The organism is Methylobacterium sp. CM6241 (assembly GCF_054817845.1).
This window is the reverse complement of record NZ_CM139246.1, coordinates 3,511,516-3,532,463: the sequence shown is the minus strand read 5'-3', so window position 1 is coordinate 3,532,463 and position 20,948 is coordinate 3,511,516. Positions and strand designations below refer to the sequence as shown.

The following is a 20,948-nucleotide window of genomic DNA, read 5'->3' as shown; positions in this document are numbered from 1 at the left end:
CCTCGCCCATGACGATCCGACACGGGCTGCCAGGAGGGCCTCCATCGACGTCTCTCCATCCGCATCCGGCTCAACGTCAGTATCGGTCTCCCGGTCGGTATCCACTTCGGCGGAGAGCGCTCCAGCGTGGCTGGCCCGCCCGTTCGAGGGGGCGAAAGACCGGAGTGGAACCAGCCTGCGAGCCATCACCGTTGTTCCGTAGAGGACGCCTCAGGTGAGGGCGACCGCAGGAGGCATGTCCATGCAGAGCAAGCTCACGAAGACGATCATCGGGGCTGTCATCGCCGTGGCTCTCGCGGCTGCCGTGTCCTATGGGCTCATCAACCAGCAGACGGCGGATCAGCTGCAGACCAAGGCGAACCAGACGCTGTCGGACGACCAGGCCGCCCCCGGCACGGCGCCTCAGCAGCCGGCCCCCGCGCCGCAGGGCCCCAATCAGCAAGCGCCGGCGCAGCCGACCCCCACGCCCGCACCTCGGCAGTGACGGTGGCGGCACGGACATCCGCACGCCGTCTCGGTTCGCCGGCTGAAACCGCCCGGTAACCCTCCGGCTTTAGGCCTCGTTAGGCACGAAACCGCCGAACCGAGATGGATACCGATGACCAGGGACCAGCTTTCCGCCGAATTGTCGCGCATGGCGAAGATGCAGATCAGCGACATCACCCGGGCGGTGAAGAGCGGCGATAAAGCCATCGCCTTGAACGAGGTGAGCGACCTCGCGCTACGCTTGAATTTCCTCGCCGATGCCATCGCCGGCGTACCGGTCCCAGCACCGGCACCGGCGGTTTCCCCCGCTCGTGTCCTCGATCCGGCGTGACCGCTGCATCGGAGTGGCGCGCGGAGCGCAATGGACGCTCCCGCGCCCGGCTTGAACGCTCGCTTCCCGCCCTCTTTCCGGTGCCGGTCCTGCAGCACGCGCTGTCACGCCCGCTGACGCCGCCCACGCCGCGCCTCGCCGTCGAGAGCTATTGGCGCAACCACGTCCTCCGGGCCGATCGCCTGGCGCGGGCACTGGCCGCACGCTCAGGCCAGCCGGAGGGATGGACGTGGCGTCTCGGCTCGGAGAAGGGTTCGGGCCTCGCCGCGACCTTCCGGATGCCCCCTTCGCCCTATCGCGAGCCTGCGCACGCGCGAGGGCCCGGCCATTGCTGCATCTGCGGGCAGCCGGTCTTCCGCTTCGGCTGGCACAAGGATCTGTGGGGCACCGGCACGCCGAACAAGAACGCCCGCTGGCATTCGGCCTGCGTCACGGCCTGGAAGTTCTGGGTGGCGCCGAGCGACCAGGTGAAGGTTTTGAAGGCGCATCAGCGCCATCGCTGCGCCGCCTCCGGGAAGCGCCTGCTGAAGACGGCCGAGGTCGACCATCGCACGCCGCTCTATCGCGTCTGGCGCGAAGACCGCGACGCTGCTTGGCCGAGATTGCTGACCTATTGGGGCGCTCCGAACCTTCAGGTCGTGAACCGCGTTGTCCACGTGGAGAAATGCGGTGCGGAGGCAAGCGAGCGAGCGCTCCAGCGGCGGTCTTTCGTATCGGACAATCCTCTCGATACGGAGGCTGACGCCATGATGCTTTTCTCGACACCGGCGTGAACCACTCGCCGTGAAGCCTTTCCACGGACCTGCTTCCCGCGCGCGATGGGTCATCACGCTACCGCTTCCGGAATTGGAGATGATCGAATGACGGATGACAAAGTCGGCCGGCAGGACCGTAAGGACACGAGGGCTGCCAAGGCCGCCGAACGTGCCGACACGGCAGGTCAAGTCTGGGAAGAAGTCAAAGTCCGAGAGACGGCGCGTGACGACCAGATCGTTCGGCTGAAGGCTCAGCGGCTCGAGCGCGATGCCGCGGATGCCGCTGCAGAGAAGCCTCCCACGAAGCGCTCGTCGTGAGTGAGCTTCGGCGCACTGACCGAAGCTGTCGGCTGCGGAATCCTAGGCCGAGCGGTGCGGGCCGATCGCAGCGCATCTGGTTTGGGACCAGGGGTGCATCGAAGCCGCCCTCCCCGGCGGCCGCATGGAGCAGACGTACGAGTGACCGGGGATAGTTAGTGAGCGCTCGCGAGTTTCATGGTCACGAGTCCTGAGACGATGAGGACAGCCGCGATCATGCGGGTGAGGCTGGCTTCCTCTCCGAGGACCGTCACGCCGACTACGAAAGCGCCGATCGCGCCGATACCCGTCCAGATCGTGTAGGCAGTCCCCAGCGGCAGGGTTCGCATGGCCATGGCCAACAGCCCGAAGCTTCCGACCATCGCCACCAAGGTGATGACCGTCGGCCAGAGGCGGGTGAAGCCGTCCGACTGCTTCATCATGGATGCCCAGACGATCTCGAGGACACCGGCAATTCCGAGATAGACCCAAGCCATATCGGCCCTCTGCTTCAAGGGCCGGGCCGTCCCGGACTTCGACCCTGCAGGAGGGGGAGGACGTGGCCTCGCGAGTGCCTAATTAGCGAGCAGAATGCTTATTTTCAAGGCGGAGAAGTGCCGGTCATCCCGAAACGGGAATGGCGGCCCCTGAGATGCCGCTGCGCAGGAACACGCCTGTTCCATCCTTTCGACTGGACGATGGAGGCCCCTCGCTCGCGCATCGTCATTTTCCCGACCGCATCCGCGTAGGCCACCGCGCCAGGAACGAACCGCGCTCCGCGATCTTCTCTGAAAGACAGCAGCCCGTGGGAGAGCACAATGGACGACGATCGCGTCTGGTCCTTCGAGAAGAGTCTCTGGACCGGTGGGGCGGACCATTACCGTGAACTGGTCGACGACGAATGCCTGATGGTGCTGCCGCAACCCCCCTTCGTGCTGAGCGGCTCGCAGGCCATCGAGGCCGTCGCGGACACGCCGCGCTGGTCGGAGGTCGAGCTTTCCGGGGGACAGATCTCTCGTCCGCAGGAAGGGCTGATCGTCATCGCCTATCATGCGAAGGCCTCGCGGGACGGCGAGACCTATCAGGCGCATTGCACCTCGACCTATCGCCGGCTGTCACACGAGGTCTGGCGCGTGGTTCAGCACCAGCAGACGCCGCCGCTGGTCGGCTCCACGGCCGAGAAGGCCGCCGGATAGGGACGGCCATCCTCGACATCCGGACCCTGCGCTCGACGCGCGAGAGCGGCGAGTCAGGCTTCCAGCGCAGCGGCCTGTCGCTCGAAACTGGCGAGGTCGAAATAATCCCGCCATTCCGTGATCGCGCCGTTGCCAACGCGCATGCTGCCCATGGTGGGAAGGGTGATGCGGCCGCCGTTCCGGTCGGTGAAGAGATCGAGCCTCTCGGTCAGAACCGTATCGCCATCGTTTGCGATGTGCAGGAGCTGCCACTCGACACGAATGCGACTGCCGACCCCGAAAGCTTTATGGAAGCTTCGTGCGTTCTCCCGGCCACGGATCTCCGGCAGCGGGATGTTGTGGTAGACGACGTCCTCGGCCAGGAGATCGATCGCGTCATCGAAGCGATCTGCGTTGATGCGTTCGAAGAACAGACGCACCAGGGCGATCTCGGGGGTGTCTTCGATCATTGCGTGCCTCGTTTCCCCTCAATCGGCGTCGCCGGTCGGCGACTGAACTTCGAACGAGACCGCGCATGGCGCCGGCAGCCGATCGACGCTGCCGGACGATCCACATGGTCGGCGGACCACGTCACCGCAGCCCTCGTGCAGGGGAGAACCTACCCCCTCACGAAGGCGAGAATGTCGGCGTTGAGCGTGTCCGCATTGACGGTCAGCATGCCGTGGCTGAAGCCGGGATAGGTCTTCAGGGTCCCGTTCCGGAGGAGCTTGATCGATTCCCGCGCCGCCGCCCCGATCGGCACGATCTGGTCGTCCTCGCCGTGCAGAACGAGAGTCGGGACGGTGATCGACGTCAGGTCGTCGCGCTGGTCGGTTTCCGAGAAGGCCGCAATGCCGTCGTAATGTGCCTTGGCACTGCCCATCATGCCTTGGCGCCACCAATTCGTGATCACGCCGGGCTGCACCGTCGCGCCATCGCGATTGAAGCCGTAGAAGGGCCCTGTCGGCACGTCGATGAAGAATTGCGCCCGGTTGGCGGCGAGCGCCTGACGGAAACCGTCGAAGACCTCGACCGGCAGACCGCCCGGATTGTCGGCGGTCTTGAGCATGAGCGGCGTCACGGCGCTGACGAGCACGACCTTGGCGACGCGGCCGTCCGGTTGACCGTGCCGGGCGACATAGCGGGCGACCTCACCGCCCCCGGTGGAATGGCCGACATGGACGGCGTCGCGCAGGTCGAGGTGCCGGACGACGGCGGCCGCATCCGCGGCGTAAGCGTCCATCGTGTGCCCATCCGAGACCTGCGCCGAGCGACCGTGACCGCGCCTGTCATGTGCGACCACCCGGAAACCCTTCGCAAGGAAGAAGGGCATCTGCGTGTCCCAATCGTCGGAGGAGAGCGGCCAGCCATGGTGGAAGACGATGGCTGGCGCATCTCTTGGCCCCCAATCCTTGAAGAAGATGTCGACGCCGTCGGATGTAGAGACGTAGGGCATGGTCGTGTTCCTGCTGTTTGCCGAAGCAGTACGGATCGATGGAGCGTAGAGCGGGGGTCGTTTCAGGGGTGTGACAAGGCTATTGTGCTTGGCCGCAGCGTCATCAAGCGAACCTGACTAGGTTGAGGGCCGGCAATGGCCCCCCTGGGAACTGTGCAAGACGGCCGCCATCCGCGAGAGAACCGAGGTCGATGCCGAAGAAGCCGAGCCGGTCGATGAGCGTACGAACCGTCGCTTTCGCCTCGGCATCGTCGCCTGAATAGAAGAGGACGCGCCGACCGCCTTCGCTGGCCGGATCGCCTGCCAGGAGCGGTGGCCGGAGATGGTTGAACGCCTTCACCACCCGGGCGCCGGGGACGAGGGTGGCGACGATCTCGGAGGACGAAACGCCCCCGAGATCCACCGGCTCGAACGACGGTGCCTCGATCGGATTGTTGGCGTCCACCACGATCCGGCCGCCGAAATCCGGCAGGCCGCCCAGTGCAGCCGGCAGCTTCGACCAATTGACCGCGACGATGATCATGTCCCGGGCGGCGGCGTCCTCGCGCGTGCCGGGCGTGATCGTCGGGCCTAACGAAGCAATGGCCTCGGCGAGGCTGTCTGGACCGCGACTGTTCGCGAGGATCGCCGGAATCCCGTGCCGAGCGAGGGCGCTGGCAATGGCACGGCCGATCTGGCCCGCGCCGATGATGCCGATGGAGGGCATGGAGAGGTGTCCTTGCGAGGGAGGTCGAGAGGAGGCGTCAGGCGGATTGGCCACCGTCGACATTCAGTGTGGCGCCCGTGACGTACCCGGCGTCGGGACCGACGAGGAACGCGACCGCTCCGGCGATATCCTCCGGACGGCCGTAGCGGCCGAGGGCCGCGAGGCCCTTCAGTGTCGTGGCGAAGGGGCCGTCCTCGGGGTTCATCTCGGTGTCGATCGCACCCGGCTGGACGAGGTTGACGGTGATGTCGCGGGGACCGAGATCCCGTGCCCAGCCCCGCGTGTAAGCCGCCACGGCCGCCTTCGTGGCGACGTAGTCCGCCGCACCCGCGAAGGGGACATGCACGGCCCCTGTCGTGCCGATCGAGACGATGCGTCCCCCATGCGTCATCAGCGGAACGGCAGCACGGACCGCGGCGGCGACGCCCTTCACGTTGATATCGAGTTGCCGATCGAACGCGGCACGGTCGGCTTCCGGATCGTCCACCATGCCGGTGACGAAGACGCCGGCCGAATTGACCAGGATGTCGAGCCGACCGAACGTGGCATGCGTCTGGCGGACCAGGCCGGCGACCTCGGATGCGTCAGCCTGGTCGGCCCTGACGGCGATGGCGCGGCGTCCCGATGCCGTCAATTCGGCGACGATCCGGTCGGCCCGTTCCCGCGATGCGGAATAGCTGAAGGCCAGATCGGCGCCGTCACGCGCGAGGCGACGAACGATGGCGGCGCCGATGCCACGCGATCCGCCGGTGACAAGGGCTACCTTGCCGGCGAGCGGTTGCGGGTCCTGACCCATGATGCTGCTCCTGTCCTCTTGGTGGAGCGAATATGGCCGAGGTATTGCGCTTGGTTTAGCCGGGATTGGGTTGCTACACCTTCAATCATCCCTTGAAGGTGGCATCGTGGAAACCCTGGCGAACCTGGAATCCTTCATCCGCAGCGCGGAGCATGGCAGCTTCTCCGAGGCCGCCCGGCGCTTGTCGCTGACTCCGGCCGCCGTCAGCCGGAACGTCGCCACGTTGGAGCGGAACCTCGGTGTGCGGCTGTTTCATCGTTCGACGCGGAAGCTGAGTCTGACGGAAGCGGGTGAAACCTTCCGCCTCGCGGTCGCGGACAATCTGGAAGGCATCCAGGCGGCCATCGCCGGGATCGCCACCGCTGGCGGCGAACCGGCCGGTACCCTGAAAGTCAGCATGGCCCTGACATTCGGCACGATGCACATCCTGCCGCTCTTGCCGCCGTTCCTCGAACGCTATCCTCTGATCCGCCCGGAATGGCATTTCGAGAACCGTCGGGTCGATCTCGTCACGGAGGGCTACGACGCCGCGATTGGTGCCGGGTTCGACCTGGCGCCCGGTCTCATCGCTCATGCTCTGGCCCCCGCGCACGTCATCGCGGTCGCCTCGCCGGCCTACATGGAAGGCCGCCCACGTCCCGACGATCCGACCGGGCTTCAACCGCTCCAAGGCATCGTCCAGCGTTCGCTCCGGACCGGCCGCCTCCAGCAATGGACCATGCGCAATCCCGCAGGCGAGGACATGCCAGCGCACCTGTCTGCAACCATGGTCGTCAACGACCCGGCGGCGATGCAGGAAGCGGCTCTTCTCGGGCTGGGCGTCACCATGCTGGCGGTGCCCGACGTCCTGCCGGCATTGGAGGCTGGCCGCCTGATCCAGCTGCTGCCGGGTTGGTATGCCGATGCGGGAGCGATCTCGCTCTATTATGCCAGCCGAACCCTGCTGCCTGCCAAGACCCGCGCATTCGTCGACTGGGTCACCGAAGCGTTCAGGAATCGGCGTCTCGCCGAGCGCTTCGCGGGGCACTCTCTCTAGGCTCGTGGGTCCTGCACCAGGCCGGTGTCCTGTACTAAGGCAGATGTCCTGGCGCCGATGTTCTGGCGCCGATGTCCTGCATGGCTCTAGAGCTGCGCCCGACCACGTTGGGTCGGGTGCAGCTCTAGGCCTTTGTTTTGCCGCGCTCTTCTTCGCCGAACCGGCATCCACTTCGGCGGTGAGCGCTCTAGTTCGGGATCAGCTCGCGGGCCGGGCCGCCCGTCTCCTGGCCACGGGCCTGGGCATAGCCCGGCAGAGCCGGGTTCTTGGCGTTTCCGCTGTCGGTGTCCGGCCCGCCGAGCCAATACGCGGATTGCGCCGGCGCCGGGATCGAGCCGGTGATCGTCGGGCTCTCCATCCGATGCGGGGCGGGCCGGGCCTCAGAGGCCCCGGTCAGGGCGGCGAGCGTGCAGGCGGACGCGAAAACGACGGCCGAAAAGGTCTTGATCATCGTCATGTCAGGTCTCCGGTAATTCCTGCTCGATCCGATCTCGTCGAGCAGTGATGCCGGACAGACGACGTCTTCGGCTGCTTATTCCATGACCCTATCGAAAAATTCCAACGCTATGCTCGGGACCATATCCCGTGAACGAATACTCGATACCGAGTGCGAAGTTTTTTGTGCAGACGTGGAATAAACAGGATTTTGCGGCGTCCATGCCCCTGTCGCCGGATCCGAAATAGGTTCGGTCCGGCCAGCGTGCCGACGGGAGCCCCGCCCATGCCAGGAGACAGGAGATGATGGACATGATGCGCCTCATCGAGCCGCTGATCCCGGCCCTGCGCCGCTACGCGCACGCCCTCCTGCGCAATCCGACGGATGCCGACGATCTGGTGCAGGATTGCCTCGAGCGGGCCGTCACCCGCTGGCACCAGCGCCAGGCCGACGGCGACGCGCGGACCTGGCTCTTCGCCATCCTCCACAATCTCGCCGTGACGCAGATGCGCCAGCGCGCGCGCCGCGGCGCCCACATGCCGATCGAGGACACGGCGGAGGCGAGCCTCGCGGTGGCGCCGACACAGGAGAGCGGCCTGCGCCACCGGGACCTGATGACGGCGCTCGATACGCTGCCGGAAGAGCAGCGCAGCGTGCTCCTGCTGGTGACGGTGGAGGGCCTGTCTTACGCCGAGACCGCCGACATCCTCGCGATTCCGACCGGGACCGTGATGTCCCGCCTGTCCCGGGCCCGGGACCGGATGATCCAATCGATGGACGGCACCGAAGCCTCCGTCCCCGCCAAGCGCCCGCTCCTGCGGAGGGTGAAATGAGCATGCGTCCGATCGGTGACGACGATCTCCAGGGCCTCGTGGACGAGCGGCTCGATACGGCGCGGAAGCGTGAGGTCGAGGCCTATCTCGACTCTCATCCCGAGGCGCGGATCCGGGTCGAGCGCATGGTCGCCCTGCGTGAGGACATGCGGGCCGCCTTCGCGCCCATCGCCGCCGAACCGGTTCCGGCCCGGCTGAACCTGGCGCGGATCGTCGAGGCGCGCCGCCGGCCGGCACATCCGATCTGGCAGGCTTCTCCGATCTGGCAGGCGATGGCGGCGGGGCTGCTGCTCCTCGTCGGAGGCGCCGTTGGCTGGGGCCTGCGCGAGGTGGTCTCGCCCGTGCCCACCGGCATCGAGGCGCTGGCCCAGTCCGCGAGCGTGAACTACGCGGTCTATGCGCCCGACCACACCCGCCCCGTCGAGCTCGCCGCTGCCGACCGCGACGAACTCGCCGGCTGGTTTTCCGCCCGGATGAAGCGGCCGGTCGCCGTGCCGGACCTGAGCGGCTCCGGCTACCGCCTCATGGGCGGGCGTCTCGTCGCCACGCAGCAGGGGCCCGCCGGGCTGCTGATGTACGACGATGGGCACGGCGCGCGCTTCGTCATGTTGATGCGGCCCATGAGCGTACCCGGCGACGCGCCGATGCGCGCCCACACGACGGAGACGTCGAACGGCTACGCCTGGGCCCAGGACGGGCTCGGCTACAGCCTCGTGGGTGCGGCCGACCCCACGATCCTGCACCCGCTCGCCAACGAGATCCGCCGCGCCACCGCGAAAGCCATCTGAAGGCCCGACATGTCCCTCCTGAACGACCTCACCGGGGCCGATCCGGCCTTGAGCCCGCGTGCCGCTGGTCTCCGCCTCGCCGCCATCGGGGCGCTCGTCGCCGGCACGACGGGGGCCTTCGCCTATGCGGGCGGCTGGCTCTCTCCGGGGGACCTGACCCAGGCGCGGATCGTCGACCGCTTCGAGCAGGTGAATGGCCCCCATCCGGGCTTTCGGCGCAACCACGCCAAAGGGCTCTGCCTCGCCGGGCGCTTCGAGAGCAGCGGCCGGGGCGCGCGTTTGTCGACGGCGTCGCTCTTCACTGCGGGACAGGTCACGCCCGTCACCGGCCGCATCGCGCTGGCGGGCGGCCAGCCCTATGCGGCGGACGCGGCCACGACGGTGCGCAGCCTCGCGCTGCGTTTCCACCTCCCCGACGGTGAGGAATGGCGCACCGGCAACAACGACATCCCGGTCTTCCCGGTCCGCAGCCCGGAGGGGTTCTACGCGCAGCTTCTCGCCGCCAAGCCCGATCCGGCCACGGGCAAGCCCGATCCGGAGGCGCTCAAGGCGTTCTTCGCCGCGCATCCCGAGAGCGCGAAAGCGGCTTCCCTGATCAAGGCGCGAACCATCACCTCAGGCTTTGCCGACGACACCTTCCGGAGCCTGAACGCCTTCCGGTTCATCGCCGCGGACGGGACCCGGACGCCGGTGCGCTGGGCGTTCGTGCCGGAACAGGCCGCGACGGCGGAGAACCCGGCCCAGAGGGCTCGCGCGGACAAGAACGTTCTGTTCGACGACTTCGTGTCCGCCGTCCGCCGGGCGCCCGTGCGGTGGCATCTCGTCGTCACCCTGGGGCAGCCCGGCGACCCCACGGCGGATGCGACGCTTCCCTGGCCGGTCGAGCGGCAGAGCCTGGACGTCGGGACCGTAATCGTCGCGGACACGCAGCCGGAAGCGGATGGCAATTGCCGCGACCTCAATTTCGACCCTCTCGTCCTGCCCGCAGGCATCGTGGGATCGGACGATCCGCTGCTCAGCGCCCGTTCGGCGGCCTATTCGCAATCCTTCACGCGCCGCGCCGGCGAACCGAAAACGCCGAGCGCTGTCCAGAACACGCCAGCATCGGGAGCCGGATTGTGAGCCGCACCGCGCGCTTCAACCTGCCGGCCCGGCTGCTGCACTGGACCATGGCGGCCCTGATCCTCGCCATGCTGTTCATCGGCGTGGCGATGGTGACCTCGCTGGCGCATTACCACACCCTGGTCGCGCTGCACCGCCCACTCGGGATCGGCATCCTGGTCCTCGCGCTGCTGCGCCTGCTCAACCGCTGGCGCCATCCTCCGCCCGGCCTGCCGTCGGACCTTCCGGGCTGGCAGCGGCGGGCGGCTCATGTCTCGCACGTCTTGCTCTATGGGCTGATGCTCGCTCTGCCGCTGGTCGGCTGGGCGATGCTGTCGGCGGCCGGCTATCCGATCGGGCTCGTCGGCTCCCTCGTCCTGCCGCCGATCCTGCCGCGGGATCCAAGCCTCTATGCGTGGCTCCGTCCGCTTCACACACTCCTGGCCTACACCCTGTTCGGTCTCGTCCTCGCTCATCTCGGCGCGGCCCTGATGCACGGTTTGATCCGCCGGGATGGCGTCTTCTCCAGCATGGTCGCGCGCCCGACGCAGGCCCGGCCCCGATACCATCGAGGCAGGCTGGAAGGCGAAACACGGTGAACGATCGCGCAACAGGCAGGGTGCTCATCGCCGGCGGCGGCATCGCGGGCCTCGCCATCAACCTGCCGGGCAACGCAGTCCAGGCTCTCGGCCAACTCGGCCTGGGCGACGCGCTCACGCTGAGCGCTCTGCTGGCGGAGAGAACGGACTGGGGCACGGTCGGTCCACCCTACGAAGCGCTGCGCCGGCCCCGCGCGGCCCGTGTCCAGGCCATGACCGATCGCCTGTCCCGCACCGCGCGGATGCCGGGCTGGGCCGGAAACCTCCTGCTTCCCGTGATCGGCCCGCGCAGCTACCGCGCGACTTACTCGCCGCTGCGCACGCCGGTCTCGGGCTGAGCCTGGCTGCGGCGATTGCTCGGCCTTCCCACGGTCGAGGTTCTCGGCCTTGGTGCCGCGCAGGCCGGTCCGGCCCATGAGAACCGCGGCAGGATCGGTTCGTTGGCCCGGCGGCACATAAAAGTGCTTCCAGCAAAAAATGGAGCGCACCCCTCTAGACGACCGGTCTAATTCAGACTAGTTAAGGGTCATGGCACGCGTCACCGCACATACCGACACCCGACAGGGCATCCTCGATACCGCCTACGGCCTCGTGGGCGCGAAGGGTTTCTCAGGGGTCGGTCTCAATGAGATCCTGGCCACGGCCGGCGTGCCCAAGGGGTCATTCTACCACTATTTCGGCTCGAAGGAGGCATTCGGCGAGGCTCTTCTGGCGGATTACTTCGAAAGCTACCTTGCCGATCTCGACACAACCCTCGCTGAGCCCGGCTTGAGCCATGCCGAGCGACTGATGAACTACTGGCGGAAATGGCAGGCAACGCAGGGAAGCATCGACGACCAGCGCAAGTGCCTCGCGGTGAAGCTCGCGGCGGAGGTCTCGGACCTGTCCGAGGCCATGCGCCTTGCCCTCAAGAGCGGGACCGCCGGGATCATCGAACGCCTGTCGGGAGCGATCGCGGCGGGCGTGGCGGAGGGCTCGCTCACAGTCGAGGGCGAGCCGCGGACGATCGCCGAGATGCTCTACCACGTCTGGCTGGGCGCGAGCCTGATGGCCAAGATCGTCCGGACCGACGCACCGTTCGAGGCTGCCATGGGGACGACCCGGCGCATCCTCGGCCTCAGCTCGCATTGACCCACCTCATTCCGACGTTGCCGAGAACCACCTTTTACAGGCCCAAAAATGAGACGACCGGTCTATTTTTTACCGGCAGACGATCACCTTCCTCTGGCCGGCCGGCGAACAGAACCCAGACGGAGAAAACCCATGCCCCACCACACGAAGACATCTGTCGCTGCGACCCTCCCCTTTGCCGGGCTGATGGCGTTCCTGACCATGCCGGAAGCAACTGCGCAGGAACGGATCACCCTCGAGACGATCGGCGCCGTCCGCATGGCGCGGTTCGAGGAGGTCCGTGGCGCGAACCCGGAGCTCCGCCCCTCCCAAGCGGCGCCGGTGCGAGATCCGGCCACGGGACGCACCGCAAAGGCGCGATAGCGCCGGTCCACCTTCCCCGAGCCGCCACCGTGCGGACCCGGCGAAAGTCCCGATAACCCAAGACGTCCTGCTCACCCCAAGCGAAAGATCCGGAGAACAACGATGAAGATCCTCATGGTGCTGACCTCGCACGACCGCCTCGGCGATACCGGCCGGAAGACCGGCTTCTGGCTGGAGGAGCTCGCGGCCCCCTACTACGTGTTCAAGGATGCGGGTGCGGAGGTGGTCCTGGTGTCGCCCGAGGGCGGCCGCCCACCGCTCGATCCGAAGAGCGCCGAGCTGAGCTTTCAGACCGACACGACGCGCCGCTTCGAAGCCGACGCGGCGGCCATGGCGGTGCTCGCCGAAACGGGCAGGCTCGACGCCGTCGGCCACGAGGGCTTCGACGCCGTCTTCTATCCCGGCGGTCACGGGCCCCTCTGGGACCTCGCAGAGGACCCGGCCTCGATCAGGCTCATCGAAACGACGCTCGGCGCCGGCAAGCCCGTAGCCCTGGTCTGTCACGCCCCCGGCGTCCTGCGCCATGCCAAGGCGGAAGGCGGGAAGCCCCTCGTCGAAGGCCGGAACGTCACCGGCTTCACGAACACCGAGGAGGAGGCCGTCGGTCTCACCCAGGTGGTTCCATTCCTGGTCGAGGACGAGCTCAAGCGGAACGGAGGCCTCTACGCCAAGGGAGCCGATTGGGGACCCTTCGTCGTCACGGACGGCCTGCTCGTCACCGGCCAGAACCCGGCCTCCTCCGGCCCTGCCGCCGAGCGCCTCGTCGCCCACCTGGCGAACCGCTGAGGATGCGGGCGCCCGAGGTGGCGCCCGCACCCGACCACCCGCTCGAACCATGATCGTCGCTTGGCCGAGCCAGCGCGATCCGGCCGCACCGGCGGTCTCGAAGGATCTCATCCCATGGCCACCGACATCCTCTTCTCGGACGCGACCCGTCTCGCCGAGCTGATCCGCACCCGGCAGGTCTCGCCTGTCGAGGTGGTGCAGGCCCATCTCGACCGCATCGCGGCGGTCGATTCCAAGATCAACGCGATCGTCACCATCGCGGAGAATGCGCTGTCCGTCGCGAAGGAGGCCGAGGCAGCGGTCATGGCTGGCAGGGAACTCGGCCCCCTGCACGGCGTGCCGTTCACCGTCAAGGATTCCATCGACACCGCCGGCGTGATGACCCAGCGCGGCTCACCCATCTTCAAGGGCCGCACCCCCGACACCGACGCGACCAGCGTCGCCCGCATGAAGAAGGCCGGCGGCATCCTGCTCGCCAAGACCAACCTGCCGGAGTTCTCCTACTGGATCGAGAGCGACAACCTGCTCTCCGGCCGCTCGAACAATCCTTGGGATCTCACCCGTACACCGGGCGGATCGAGCGGCGGCGAGTCGGCGGCCATCGCGGCGGGCATGTCGCCGCTGGGCCTCGGCACCGACCTCGCCATCTCGGTACGCGGACCGGCGGCGCAGACCGGCATCGTCTCGCTGAAGGGGACCCATGGGCGCGTGCCGATGACCGGCATCTGGCCACGGGCGCCCCGCCGCTTCTGGCATGTCGGCCCGATGGCGCGCAGCATCCGCGACCTCGCGCTCGCCTTCTCGCAACTGGCCGGCCCCGATGGACTGGACGCCTTCGCGACCGGCGCCGTCCCGTTCGACGCCGGTATCGGCGCCGCGCCGGACCGCAAGCTTCGCGTCGGCTGGATGGTCGGGCCGGGCTTCGGTCCCATCGACACGGAGGTGGTGGCGACCGTCAAGGCGGCGGCCGAGGCGCTCAACGGCGAGGGGCACCTCGTCGAGGAGGTCCACATCCCGGCACTGGAGCGCGACTTCGCCCTCGACGTGTTCAACAAGCTCCACGTCATGGAGATGAAGCCGGCCTTCCGGGAGGCGACTGCCGGGCACGAGGACCAGATGTACACGATGGCCAAGACCATGCTGTCGCTGCCCGACACCTCGATGGAGGACTACATCGAGGCCGAGCAGGCGGCGGAGCGTCTCCGGGACGGCTATGCGACCTACTTCCGAGATTACGACGTCCTTCTCACCCCGGTGCTGCCGGTGCCGGCGCACGAACACGGCATCACCGAACTCGTCGTGAACGGCGAGACGGTTGACCTGACCTACCTGCAGGGCGCGACGGTGCCCCTGAACGTGACGGGCTTGCCCGGGCTGTCGATGCGCTTCGGGACCAGCCGGGAGGGTCTGCCCATCAACGTGCAGTTGGTGGGGCGCTGGCAGGCAGAGACCACGATCCTGCACGCCGCCGCGGTACTGGAGAGCGTCAGCACAGTCCGCGGCCTGCACCCGAGCCTCTGAGGGGCGGGAACCTGCCGGAGAGCGCTTCGGGGTCCCCGGCCATGACCGGAGGTCGAACGGCGGAAATGCCTGCTCGAAAAGGGCATGGGCGGGGCTGGGGGAAACGAGGCACGAGGTATCCGGTCCCCAGGAAGCTGGCGATCATCCGGCTGGTCGAGCCGTCTCACCTGCCGGTACGGGCCACCCTGGAGAAACCCGGTATCTCGCGTGCCACCTTCTACCGCCGGTACGAGGCCCACCGGAGCGGCAGCCCCGAGGCCCTGCCGACCGCCCTGCCCTCGCATCCGCTTCCACGACCTGCAGCACAGCCACGCGACGCAGATGTCGACGAGCGGCATCCTCCCCAAGATCGCGCAGGAGCGCCTCGGCCATTCCAGCATCGGCATCACCCTCGATCTGTACTCCCGCGTGATGCCCGGAATGCAGGAGGATGCCGCCGCGAAGGTTGACGCTGCCATGCGCGCCGCCATAGACAAGGCGGCCGGATGATTGGGTATAAATCCGGCAGCGACGGACGTAGAATCAAGCGTCGGCAAAGGCAAATTATCTAGCTTTTTGCAACGGCTTGGAAGGGTGGCCGAGTGGTTTAAGGCAGCGGTCTTGAAAACCGCCGTGGGGGCAACTCCACCGTGGGTTCGAATCCCACCCCTTCCGCCAGTAATGCGCGTAAGTCATTGTTGTTGCATATGTTTTTATGACGAGCCACTGTCGGCCCTATTTTCGGCCCTAACGACGCTGGCGGACATCTGCGGACGTGAGCGGTCGTTCTCACCGGCAGTCGGACACTCGCTTCATAAGATTTGTACGTGCTGAGGATCGGTTCAGTAGCGGGATACACCCCTCCCCGGTGCTTTGGCCGTTCAGCCTCGGCGGCGCCCGGGTCTCAATGGCGACGGAGGTTGTTCGCTGTCGGCAGGCAACGCAAAAAGCTCCGAGACATCGACCGACAGAGCGGACGCGAGGCGATCTAAAATGTCCACGGTGGGGTTGAAGCTACGACGCTCAATGCCGCTTACGTACCCACGGTCCACGCCAGCATCAACGGCGAGCGCCTCTTGAGACAGCCCCCGTTCAACCCGCAATCGCCGCAGATGCCACGCCACGCGGGCTCGTCCGTCCATGACGCGGACGCGAACAGCTTGCACCCGGGGAAACCATCGAATATCTGCGATACAATTGCTGCGAGAACCTGAGACGAGAAGGTTATCCCCGTTGCGCAATCGGTGCGGCGTATGGGGCTCGTCCATTCGATGCAGGTTCGTATCCACCGCGGGGCGCGTGAGATCGGCGGTACCTGTGTGGAATTGGCCCACGATGGCGCGCGCATCCTCCTCGACCTCGGTCTTCCGCTAGATGGCGAACCGGATGATGTGTCTTGCTACCCATCCGTGGATGGCATGGCCGGCGGCGGTGATCTGAAGGCCCTCATCCTCTCACACGGCCACCGTGACCATGTCGGGCTGCTCACCTCACCGGACCTCCCGGTGGTCATGGGCGCCGCGACACAGGCGATCCTGACGGCCGCCGCCCCGTTCGTACTGGACGCCTACCTAGAGCGGCATCCGATCAGGTTGGATCGAAAGCATCGTAGCCTGCGGCCACGAGGTAGTTGCGGCACTCATTCGGTGTGAAGCGCCTGAAGGCCTGCTTGATGGTGTCGCAGAGTTCCACAACCGTGCGGGCGCCCTGGGCTCGCAAACAGGCCTTGAGCTTGGCAAAGGCCAGTTCGATCGGATTGAAGTCGGGCGAGTAGGCCGGCAGGTAGAGCAGGCGGGCACCGGCCGCCTCGATGCGTTCGCGGATGCCGCTGACTTTGTGGGCGGGCAGGTTGTCGAGCACGACTGTGTCACCCTGCTTCAGAGTCGGCGCCAGGGTCTCATCGACATAGCGGCGGAAGCGGACCCCGGTCATGGGGCCGTCGAAGAGCGCGGTCGCCGTCAGGCCGCTGGCCCGCAGTCCCGCTGTGACCGTGATGGTTTTCCAGTGACCGAACGGCACGGCCACCCGGCAGCGCTTGCCACGCAGCGCCCATCCGTAGCGACGCGTCATTTTCGTGTTGGTTGCGGTCTCGTCCAGGAACACGAGCCGGTCTGGATCGAGGTCGAGCTGGCCCTCGAACCAGGCCAGGCGCGCGGCCTTCACGTCCTCTCGATCCTGCTCTGCGGCGTGGCCGGTGTTTTTTTACGCGTGATGCCGTGGCGCTTGAAGAAGCGGGACAGGCTGCTGACCCCGACCCGCAGGCCGCGTTCGGCCAGATGGGTGCGTAGCTCCCGCAGGAACAGTTCCGGTTTGGCCTCATAGGTCCGCCGGATCAGGCCAGCCTGGGCCTCGATGGCGTGCGAGCGCTGATCGCCGCCCATCGGCTTGGCCCATGTGCGTCCTTCCCGCATGAAGGCCTCGTGCCAGCGCACGGCGCTAGCCGGACTAACCTCGAACCGTCTGGCGGCTTCCCGGCGCGAGGCTCCTGCCTCGATCGCCATCACGACCCGTTCACGCAGATCGACTGACAGGGCTGAGGGCATCCGGCTCTCCTCCTCGGAAAGCCGCGCATCGAATCACATCTGCGCCGCCCCCGAAACCCCGGTCGATTCAAGCCGATCGGACACCGCTCTAGCGCCATCGACTGATCAAGTCTGCATCCCCATGGGACCCAGCAAGTCCGCTGCAGGTAGGGGGCAACAGGATCCTGGCAGCCCGCCTCGAAGCGGACATTCCTCAGCCGACCCAACTGCGCCGTACGAGCAACCCTACACAATTCCCAGAAGCGGTCGTTCGTAGAGACCATGAGCCTGCGCAGAGCCCCGACTGTCAGGAACCTGCTTGCGAAAGCCCGGCTCAGGCTAAAGCTTGGTCCAGTTCGAGGCGTGGCTGAGAGGCTAGAAGCGCTTTCGTGTAGGCATCTGTCGGATGTGTCAGGATCTCGCCCACAGGACCCTGTTCCACCAGCTTCCCGTGGTGGAAGACGAGTACGCGGTCCGCGAGATGCTGAATGACCCCAAGGTCGTGTGAGATAAATAGGAGCGCCGTTCCGAGGCGCGCCCGCAGATCCGCGAGTAAATCGAGTACCTGGGCCTGGATGCCGATGTCGAGGGCCGAGACCGGCTCGTCGCAGACGATGAGGGCCGGCTCGGCTGCCAGCGCCCTGGCTATCGAGACGCGCTGGCGTTGACCTCCCGATAAGGAGGACGGGTTGCGCGCTGCAATGTCGGCGGCCAGGCCGACCTGCTCGAGAAGTTCGACCACGCGCGCGGCCCTGTCCGCGCGTGCATGACTTGCGAGGTTCTCCCCGATGATGTCGGAAACGCGGTACCGCGGGTCGAAGCTGCTCAGAGCGTCCTGCGGGACGTATTGCAGGCGCGGGCGAAGGCCGCGCCGCTGCGTTTCCGGGATGCCGCTCCAGGGCTGCCCAAGGAGGCGGACGCTGCCACGATCCGGCGCCAGCAAACCGAGGACGATTTTGGCGCAGGTCGACTTTCCCGAGCCGGATTCACCCACGAGGCCCACGACCTCGCCAGCTCGTACCACGAAGCTCACATCGTCGAGGGCCTTCGTGGCGAAGGCCGGGCGGCCATAGCCCGCGGCCCCCGCGTAATGCTTTGCGATCCCGCGCACCTCCAGGACGACCTCCTGGCGGGGAGCGGGTCTCGGATCGCCACCATCCCGGTGAATTGCCTGAGCCGCCCCGGTGAGCCGGCGACCCCGCGAGGCGGAGGAAGGAATCGCCGCGATCAGACCCTTGGTATAGGGGTGGCGCGGCCGCGTTAGGACCTCCGCCGTTGGCCCGCTATCGACCACCCGGCCGTGCCGCATGACCAGTACCCGGTCCGCGATCCCGGCAACCACCGCGAGATCGTGGCTGATGAGCAGGAGCCCCGCACCCGCCCGCACCCGCCCCGCGAGCACCTGCAGAACCTGCGCCTGTACCGTCACGTCGAGAGAGGTGGTCGGCTCGTCGGCGATGATCAGGTCGGGTTCGCCCGCGATGGCCGAGGCGATGAGGGCGCGCTGGCGCAGCCCCCCGGAGAGCTGGTGAGCATATTGGCGGGCGCGGTGCTCCGGGTCCGGAATTCCCACCCGGGCCAGGACGTCGAGGACGCGCGCGCCGATGGCTTTCCGTCCCGCCAGGAGGCGATGCTCGGACAGGACCTCCGCCACCTCCTGCCCGATGGTGCGCAGCGGATCGAGCGAGACCAGGGCGTCCTGCATCACGAGGCCCGTCACTGTGCCGCGCAGGCGGCGCCAGTCGGCGGCCCCGAAGGCTTTCGCATCGCGACCCTGGAGGCGGAAGCGGTGGGCCTCCACCGTTGCGCCCGCGCCAGCGAGGTTCAGGAGGCTGCGCGCCGTCAAGCTCTTGCCGGACCCGGACTCGCCGACGAGCGCGACGCACTCTCCGGCCCGGACGACGAGATCGACCCCCTGGACGATGGGCGGCCCACCGAAGCCAATGGACAGGTTGCGGATGTCGACCAGCGGCGGAAGCGCGCCGGTGGCTGAGGCCTCAGCCGCGCCCCTCATGCGATGCGTCCCTCAAAGCGCTTTTGTAGGAAGACCCCGACGGTGCTGAAGGCGATGACCGTCAGGGTGATGGCGGCGCCCGGAAACACCGCCGGCCACCAGGCGACGCGCAGAACATCGCGGCTCTCGGCCAGCATGACGCCCCATTCGGGGGTCGGCGGCTGTGGGCCGAGGCCGAGGAAGCTAAGGCCCGACACGGTCAGGATGGTACTGCCGATATACACGGTGGCGATCACCGGGACCGCCACCAGAACGTTCGGCAGCACGTGTCGGAGGAAGATCTGGCGCCGGCCGAGCCCGTAGATGGCGGCCTGCGTCACGTAATCGGCATCGCGGACCAGTTGGGTCTGGGCGCGCACGATGCGGCCGAACTTCGGAATGCCCGCGATGCCCACCGCGAGGGCGATGTTGAGCATGCCCTGGCCGAGGAAGGTGACGACCAACATGGCGAGGAGAACGCCGGGAAACGACGAGAGCACGTCGAAGAGGCGCGAGGTCACCTCATCCAGAAAGCGGTTGCGCTGGCCGGCCAGGATCCCGAGGAAGACGCCCGCCAGCACCGAGACCGTCATGCCGCCGAGGCCGATCAGCAGGGAGTAGCGGGCCCCGTACAAGGTGCGGGCGAGGACATCCCGGCCGAGCCGGTCGGTGCCGAAGGGATGGACCCAGTCCGGCGCCTTCAGACCCTCCAGGACATCGCCAACCAGCGGGTCGTGGGCCGTGAAGAGGCCGGGCGCCGCCGCTACAGCGAAAAGGGCGGCGAGGAACAGGGCAGAGCCCAGGACGGGAAGCGGATAGGCGCGGTGCCGGTTCAACGCGACGCTGGCGGGATCATGTCCGGCCCGCGCGGGCGCGCCGGGCTCGTGGAGCAAGCCAGAGGGAGGAGCGATGCGAGCGGAAGCAGTCATGCGGTCCTCAATCTCGGGTCGATCAGTAGGTACAGGATGTCGAGGAGCGTCGAGGCCGCAACGTGAATGAAGGCGGCGAGGAGCACGACCGCGAGCACCACCGGAACGTCATGGGTCAGCACCGCGCCAAGGGTGACGCTGCCGAGTCCCGGCCGGCCGAACACCTTTTCGGTGATGACCGCGCCGCCCAGCAGCCCACCGATCAGCCAGCCGCCGAGGGTGACGGCCGGCAGTGAGGCATGACGCAGGAGGTGGCGGGTCCGGATCGTGAGTTCGCCGACCCCACGGGCGCGGATCGTGGTGACGAAGGGCTGGTCGAGGGCCTTCTCGATGGCCTCCCGGAGCACCTGCGCCAGAAGGCCGGCGGTGGGCAGCGCCAGGGCGATCGCGGGTAGGACCAGGGATTGCCAGCCATTCGCTCCCGAGACCGGAAACCACCGCAAGGTGAAGGAGAACAGCATCAGCAGCAGGATGCCGATCCAGAAGACCGGGGTGGAGGCCAGGACGAGTTCAATGGCGGAGGCGACCTTCCGGGACAGCCGGCCCCGCCCGGCGGTGAGAAGCGCCACCGCCACGGCGAGCGCCACCGCCAGCATGCCTGCCGTCAGTGCGAGTTGAACCGTGGGCCAGAGTTGCGAGCCAACGATCTCGCGTACGGGCTGGCGCAGGACGTAGGAAGTGCCGAGGTCGCCGCCGGCGATGCGGGATAGGAAGGCCCAATATTGCGCGAGCAGGCTCTGATCGAGCCCCCATTCGGCGGCGATGGCCTCGCGCAGCCCCGGGGTATCGATGTCGCCTGCCAGGATGTCCTCGATCCGGCCCGGGAGCGCATGGAGGGCGAGGAAGGCCGCCGTGACGCTGGCCCAGGCGACGATGATGCTCGTGCCCAGGCGTGCGACGACGCGGGACCAGAGGGCGCGCGAACCCAT

The 20,948-nt window shown here is 67.4% G+C and carries 27 protein-coding genes, 1 tRNA gene and 1 pseudogene; 18 read left to right on the top strand and 11 right to left on the bottom strand.

The genetic code is table 11. The features are described from left to right. Positions 1–241: 241 nt before the first annotated feature. From ACYQR9_RS16570 to ACYQR9_RS16555, 4 genes are all read left to right on the top strand, one after another. Positions 242–484, top strand: a complete 243-nt coding sequence (locus tag ACYQR9_RS16570) for a hypothetical protein (RefSeq protein WP_311274542.1) — start codon at positions 242–244, stop codon at positions 482–484. 114 nt (positions 485–598) lie between these two features. After that, positions 599–817, top strand: coding sequence for a hypothetical protein (locus tag ACYQR9_RS16565; RefSeq protein ID WP_056425820.1), 219 nt, complete (start codon positions 599–601; stop codon positions 815–817). Further along, a complete protein-coding gene (locus tag ACYQR9_RS16560; RefSeq protein ID WP_461227410.1) occupies positions 814–1,590 on the top strand; it encodes a hypothetical protein in 777 nt (258 codons plus the stop codon). The genes ACYQR9_RS16565 and ACYQR9_RS16560 overlap by 4 nt, the downstream gene beginning before the upstream one ends. An 87-nt stretch (positions 1,591–1,677) precedes the next feature. Further along, positions 1,678–1,890 carry a hypothetical protein gene (locus ACYQR9_RS16555; RefSeq protein ID WP_056425826.1) on the top strand — a complete coding sequence of 71 codons (213 nt, stop codon included), beginning with the start codon at positions 1,678–1,680 and terminating at the stop codon, positions 1,888–1,890. 155 nt (positions 1,891–2,045) lie between these two features. Here the strand turns inward: ACYQR9_RS16555 and ACYQR9_RS16550 are convergent, their stop codons facing one another. After that, on the bottom strand, positions 2,046–2,366 hold the full coding sequence (locus ACYQR9_RS16550) for a DMT family transporter (protein WP_207411260.1): 321 nt from the start codon (positions 2,364–2,366) through the stop codon (positions 2,046–2,048). A gap of 321 nt (positions 2,367–2,687) precedes the next feature. Here ACYQR9_RS16550 and ACYQR9_RS16545 point away from each other — a divergent pair, with 321 nt between their 5' ends. Next, positions 2,688–3,065, top strand: coding sequence for a DUF4440 domain-containing protein (locus tag ACYQR9_RS16545; protein ID WP_056452601.1), 378 nt, complete (start codon positions 2,688–2,690; stop codon positions 3,063–3,065). A gap of 53 nt (positions 3,066–3,118) precedes the next feature. On the opposite strand, the gene ACYQR9_RS16540 is transcribed toward ACYQR9_RS16545, so the two are convergent. The 4 genes from ACYQR9_RS16540 to ACYQR9_RS16525 form a co-directional block, all read right to left on the bottom strand. Continuing rightward, entirely contained in the window at positions 3,119–3,514 is a 396-nt protein-coding gene (locus tag ACYQR9_RS16540) for a limonene-1,2-epoxide hydrolase family protein (protein ID WP_461227408.1), read from the bottom strand. A 149-nt stretch (positions 3,515–3,663) separates the two neighbouring features. Beyond that, complete coding sequence (locus ACYQR9_RS16535) at positions 3,664–4,500, bottom strand: alpha/beta fold hydrolase (protein WP_461227406.1); 837 nt, start codon at positions 4,498–4,500, stop codon at positions 3,664–3,666. 103 nt (positions 4,501–4,603) lie between these two features. Next, on the bottom strand, positions 4,604–5,206 hold the full coding sequence (locus tag ACYQR9_RS16530) for an NADPH-dependent F420 reductase (protein WP_056452594.1): 603 nt from the start codon (positions 5,204–5,206) through the stop codon (positions 4,604–4,606). Positions 5,207–5,243: 37 nt separating this feature from the next. Then, positions 5,244–6,002 carry an SDR family oxidoreductase gene (locus ACYQR9_RS16525; RefSeq protein WP_461227404.1) on the bottom strand — a complete coding sequence of 253 codons (759 nt, stop codon included), beginning with the start codon at positions 6,000–6,002 and terminating at the stop codon, positions 5,244–5,246. 106 nt (positions 6,003–6,108) lie between these two features. Here ACYQR9_RS16525 and ACYQR9_RS16520 point away from each other — a divergent pair, with 106 nt between their 5' ends. Next, positions 6,109–7,038, top strand: coding sequence for a LysR substrate-binding domain-containing protein (locus ACYQR9_RS16520; RefSeq protein WP_461227402.1), 930 nt, complete (start codon positions 6,109–6,111; stop codon positions 7,036–7,038). Between the two features lie 187 nt (positions 7,039–7,225). Here ACYQR9_RS16520 and ACYQR9_RS16515 read toward each other — a convergent pair whose 3' ends face one another. Further along, positions 7,226–7,495 (bottom strand): hypothetical protein, encoded by a 270-nt coding sequence (locus ACYQR9_RS16515; RefSeq protein ID WP_207411264.1) that lies wholly within the window; start codon positions 7,493–7,495, stop codon positions 7,226–7,228. A 281-nt stretch (positions 7,496–7,776) separates the two neighbouring features. Here ACYQR9_RS16515 and ACYQR9_RS16510 point away from each other — a divergent pair, with 281 nt between their 5' ends. From ACYQR9_RS16510 to ACYQR9_RS16455, 12 genes and pseudogenes are all read left to right on the top strand, one after another. After that, positions 7,777–8,307, top strand: a complete 531-nt coding sequence (locus tag ACYQR9_RS16510; protein WP_461227400.1) for a sigma-70 family RNA polymerase sigma factor — start codon at positions 7,777–7,779, stop codon at positions 8,305–8,307. Next, positions 8,304–9,095 carry an anti-sigma factor family protein gene (locus ACYQR9_RS16505; protein ID WP_461227398.1) on the top strand — a complete coding sequence of 264 codons (792 nt, stop codon included), beginning with the start codon at positions 8,304–8,306 and terminating at the stop codon, positions 9,093–9,095. Before ACYQR9_RS16510 ends, ACYQR9_RS16505 begins: the two co-directional genes overlap by 4 nt. A 9-nt stretch (positions 9,096–9,104) precedes the next feature. Continuing rightward, a complete protein-coding gene (locus tag ACYQR9_RS16500) occupies positions 9,105–10,217 on the top strand; it encodes a catalase family peroxidase (RefSeq protein WP_461227396.1) in 1,113 nt (370 codons plus the stop codon). Beyond that, entirely contained in the window at positions 10,214–10,795 is a 582-nt protein-coding gene (locus ACYQR9_RS16495; RefSeq protein ID WP_461227394.1) for a cytochrome b, read from the top strand. Before ACYQR9_RS16500 ends, ACYQR9_RS16495 begins: the two co-directional genes overlap by 4 nt. Next, positions 10,792–11,133, top strand: coding sequence for a hypothetical protein (locus tag ACYQR9_RS16490; protein ID WP_461227392.1), 342 nt, complete (start codon positions 10,792–10,794; stop codon positions 11,131–11,133). The genes ACYQR9_RS16495 and ACYQR9_RS16490 overlap by 4 nt, the downstream gene beginning before the upstream one ends. A gap of 190 nt (positions 11,134–11,323) precedes the next feature. Beyond that, a complete protein-coding gene (locus ACYQR9_RS16485) occupies positions 11,324–11,926 on the top strand; it encodes a TetR/AcrR family transcriptional regulator (RefSeq protein WP_461223505.1) in 603 nt (200 codons plus the stop codon). 132 nt (positions 11,927–12,058) lie between these two features. Continuing rightward, positions 12,059–12,289 carry a hypothetical protein gene (locus ACYQR9_RS16480; protein ID WP_311274529.1) on the top strand — a complete coding sequence of 77 codons (231 nt, stop codon included), beginning with the start codon at positions 12,059–12,061 and terminating at the stop codon, positions 12,287–12,289. Between the two features lie 102 nt (positions 12,290–12,391). Next, entirely contained in the window at positions 12,392–13,075 is a 684-nt protein-coding gene (locus tag ACYQR9_RS16475) for a type 1 glutamine amidotransferase domain-containing protein (RefSeq protein ID WP_461227390.1), read from the top strand. A 114-nt stretch (positions 13,076–13,189) separates the two neighbouring features. Then, entirely contained in the window at positions 13,190–14,596 is a 1,407-nt protein-coding gene (locus ACYQR9_RS16470; RefSeq protein WP_461227388.1) for an amidase, read from the top strand. A 77-nt stretch (positions 14,597–14,673) separates the two neighbouring features. Continuing rightward, a pseudogene (locus ACYQR9_RS16465) lies at positions 14,674–14,883 on the top strand (IS3 family transposase); the annotation flags it as partial. Between the two features lie 34 nt (positions 14,884–14,917). Continuing rightward, complete coding sequence (locus ACYQR9_RS16460; protein ID WP_311274527.1) at positions 14,918–15,085, top strand: hypothetical protein; 168 nt, start codon at positions 14,918–14,920, stop codon at positions 15,083–15,085. A 78-nt stretch (positions 15,086–15,163) separates the two neighbouring features. Continuing rightward, a tRNA-Ser gene (locus ACYQR9_RS16455) sits at positions 15,164–15,253 on the top strand. Between the two features lie 203 nt (positions 15,254–15,456). On the opposite strand, the gene ACYQR9_RS16450 is transcribed toward ACYQR9_RS16455, so the two are convergent. The 5 genes from ACYQR9_RS16450 to ACYQR9_RS16430 form a co-directional block, all read right to left on the bottom strand. Next, positions 15,457–15,717, bottom strand: coding sequence for a helix-turn-helix domain-containing protein (locus ACYQR9_RS16450; RefSeq protein ID WP_461229825.1), 261 nt, complete (start codon positions 15,715–15,717; stop codon positions 15,457–15,459). Between the two features lie 445 nt (positions 15,718–16,162). Continuing rightward, positions 16,163–17,118 (bottom strand): IS630 family transposase gene (locus ACYQR9_RS16445; RefSeq protein ID WP_461227386.1). Its coding sequence is split into 2 segments (ribosomal slippage): positions 16,163–16,779 and positions 16,779–17,118, totalling 957 coding nucleotides; the frame shifts between segments, so codons are not numbered across the junction. 313 nt (positions 17,119–17,431) lie between these two features. Continuing rightward, entirely contained in the window at positions 17,432–19,111 is a 1,680-nt protein-coding gene (locus ACYQR9_RS16440; RefSeq protein ID WP_461227384.1) for a dipeptide ABC transporter ATP-binding protein, read from the bottom strand. Continuing rightward, positions 19,108–20,019: an ABC transporter permease gene (locus ACYQR9_RS16435; RefSeq protein ID WP_461227382.1), complete on the bottom strand. Its 912-nt coding sequence runs from the start codon at positions 20,017–20,019 to the stop codon at positions 19,108–19,110. Before ACYQR9_RS16435 ends, ACYQR9_RS16440 begins: the two co-directional genes overlap by 4 nt. Beyond that, positions 20,016–20,948, bottom strand: coding sequence for an ABC transporter permease (locus ACYQR9_RS16430; RefSeq protein WP_461227380.1), 933 nt, complete (start codon positions 20,946–20,948; stop codon positions 20,016–20,018). The genes ACYQR9_RS16435 and ACYQR9_RS16430 overlap by 4 nt, the downstream gene beginning before the upstream one ends.

Bases quoted from the DNA above. Each gene is read 5' to 3' on its own strand.
- ACYQR9_RS16570 (WP_311274542.1), top strand. From the start codon at position 242: ATGCAGAGCAAGCTCACGAAGACGATCATCGGGGCTGTCATCGCCGTG.
- ACYQR9_RS16565 (WP_056425820.1), top strand. From the start codon at position 599: ATGACCAGGGACCAGCTTTCCGCCGAATTGTCGCGCATGGCGAAGATG.
- ACYQR9_RS16555 (WP_056425826.1), top strand. From the start codon at position 1,678: ATGACGGATGACAAAGTCGGCCGGCAGGACCGTAAGGACACGAGGGCT.
- ACYQR9_RS16550 (WP_207411260.1), bottom strand. From the start codon at position 2,366: ATGGCTTGGGTCTATCTCGGAATTGCCGGTGTCCTCGAGATCGTCTGG.
- ACYQR9_RS16545 (WP_056452601.1), top strand. From the start codon at position 2,688: ATGGACGACGATCGCGTCTGGTCCTTCGAGAAGAGTCTCTGGACCGGT.
- ACYQR9_RS16540 (WP_461227408.1), bottom strand. From the start codon at position 3,514: ATGATCGAAGACACCCCCGAGATCGCCCTGGTGCGTCTGTTCTTCGAA.
- ACYQR9_RS16535 (WP_461227406.1), bottom strand. From the start codon at position 4,500: ATGCCCTACGTCTCTACATCCGACGGCGTCGACATCTTCTTCAAGGAT.
- ACYQR9_RS16530 (WP_056452594.1), bottom strand. From the start codon at position 5,206: ATGCCCTCCATCGGCATCATCGGCGCGGGCCAGATCGGCCGTGCCATT.
- ACYQR9_RS16525 (WP_461227404.1), bottom strand. From the start codon at position 6,002: ATGGGTCAGGACCCGCAACCGCTCGCCGGCAAGGTAGCCCTTGTCACC.
- ACYQR9_RS16515 (WP_207411264.1), bottom strand. From the start codon at position 7,495: ATGACGATGATCAAGACCTTTTCGGCCGTCGTTTTCGCGTCCGCCTGC.
- ACYQR9_RS16510 (WP_461227400.1), top strand. From the start codon at position 7,777: ATGATGGACATGATGCGCCTCATCGAGCCGCTGATCCCGGCCCTGCGC.
- ACYQR9_RS16505 (WP_461227398.1), top strand. From the start codon at position 8,304: ATGAGCATGCGTCCGATCGGTGACGACGATCTCCAGGGCCTCGTGGAC.
- ACYQR9_RS16500 (WP_461227396.1), top strand. From the start codon at position 9,105: ATGTCCCTCCTGAACGACCTCACCGGGGCCGATCCGGCCTTGAGCCCG.
- ACYQR9_RS16485 (WP_461223505.1), top strand. From the start codon at position 11,324: ATGGCACGCGTCACCGCACATACCGACACCCGACAGGGCATCCTCGAT.
- ACYQR9_RS16480 (WP_311274529.1), top strand. From the start codon at position 12,059: ATGCCCCACCACACGAAGACATCTGTCGCTGCGACCCTCCCCTTTGCC.
- ACYQR9_RS16475 (WP_461227390.1), top strand. From the start codon at position 12,392: ATGAAGATCCTCATGGTGCTGACCTCGCACGACCGCCTCGGCGATACC.
- ACYQR9_RS16470 (WP_461227388.1), top strand. From the start codon at position 13,190: ATGGCCACCGACATCCTCTTCTCGGACGCGACCCGTCTCGCCGAGCTG.
- ACYQR9_RS16460 (WP_311274527.1), top strand. From the start codon at position 14,918: ATGTCGACGAGCGGCATCCTCCCCAAGATCGCGCAGGAGCGCCTCGGC.
- ACYQR9_RS16450 (WP_461229825.1), bottom strand. From the start codon at position 15,717: ATGGACGGACGAGCCCGCGTGGCGTGGCATCTGCGGCGATTGCGGGTT.
- ACYQR9_RS16440 (WP_461227384.1), bottom strand. From the start codon at position 19,111: ATGAGGGGCGCGGCTGAGGCCTCAGCCACCGGCGCGCTTCCGCCGCTG.
- ACYQR9_RS16435 (WP_461227382.1), bottom strand. From the start codon at position 20,019: ATGACTGCTTCCGCTCGCATCGCTCCTCCCTCTGGCTTGCTCCACGAG.
- ACYQR9_RS16430 (WP_461227380.1), bottom strand. From the start codon at position 20,948: ATGGGTTCGCGCGCCCTCTGGTCCCGCGTCGTCGCACGCCTGGGCACG.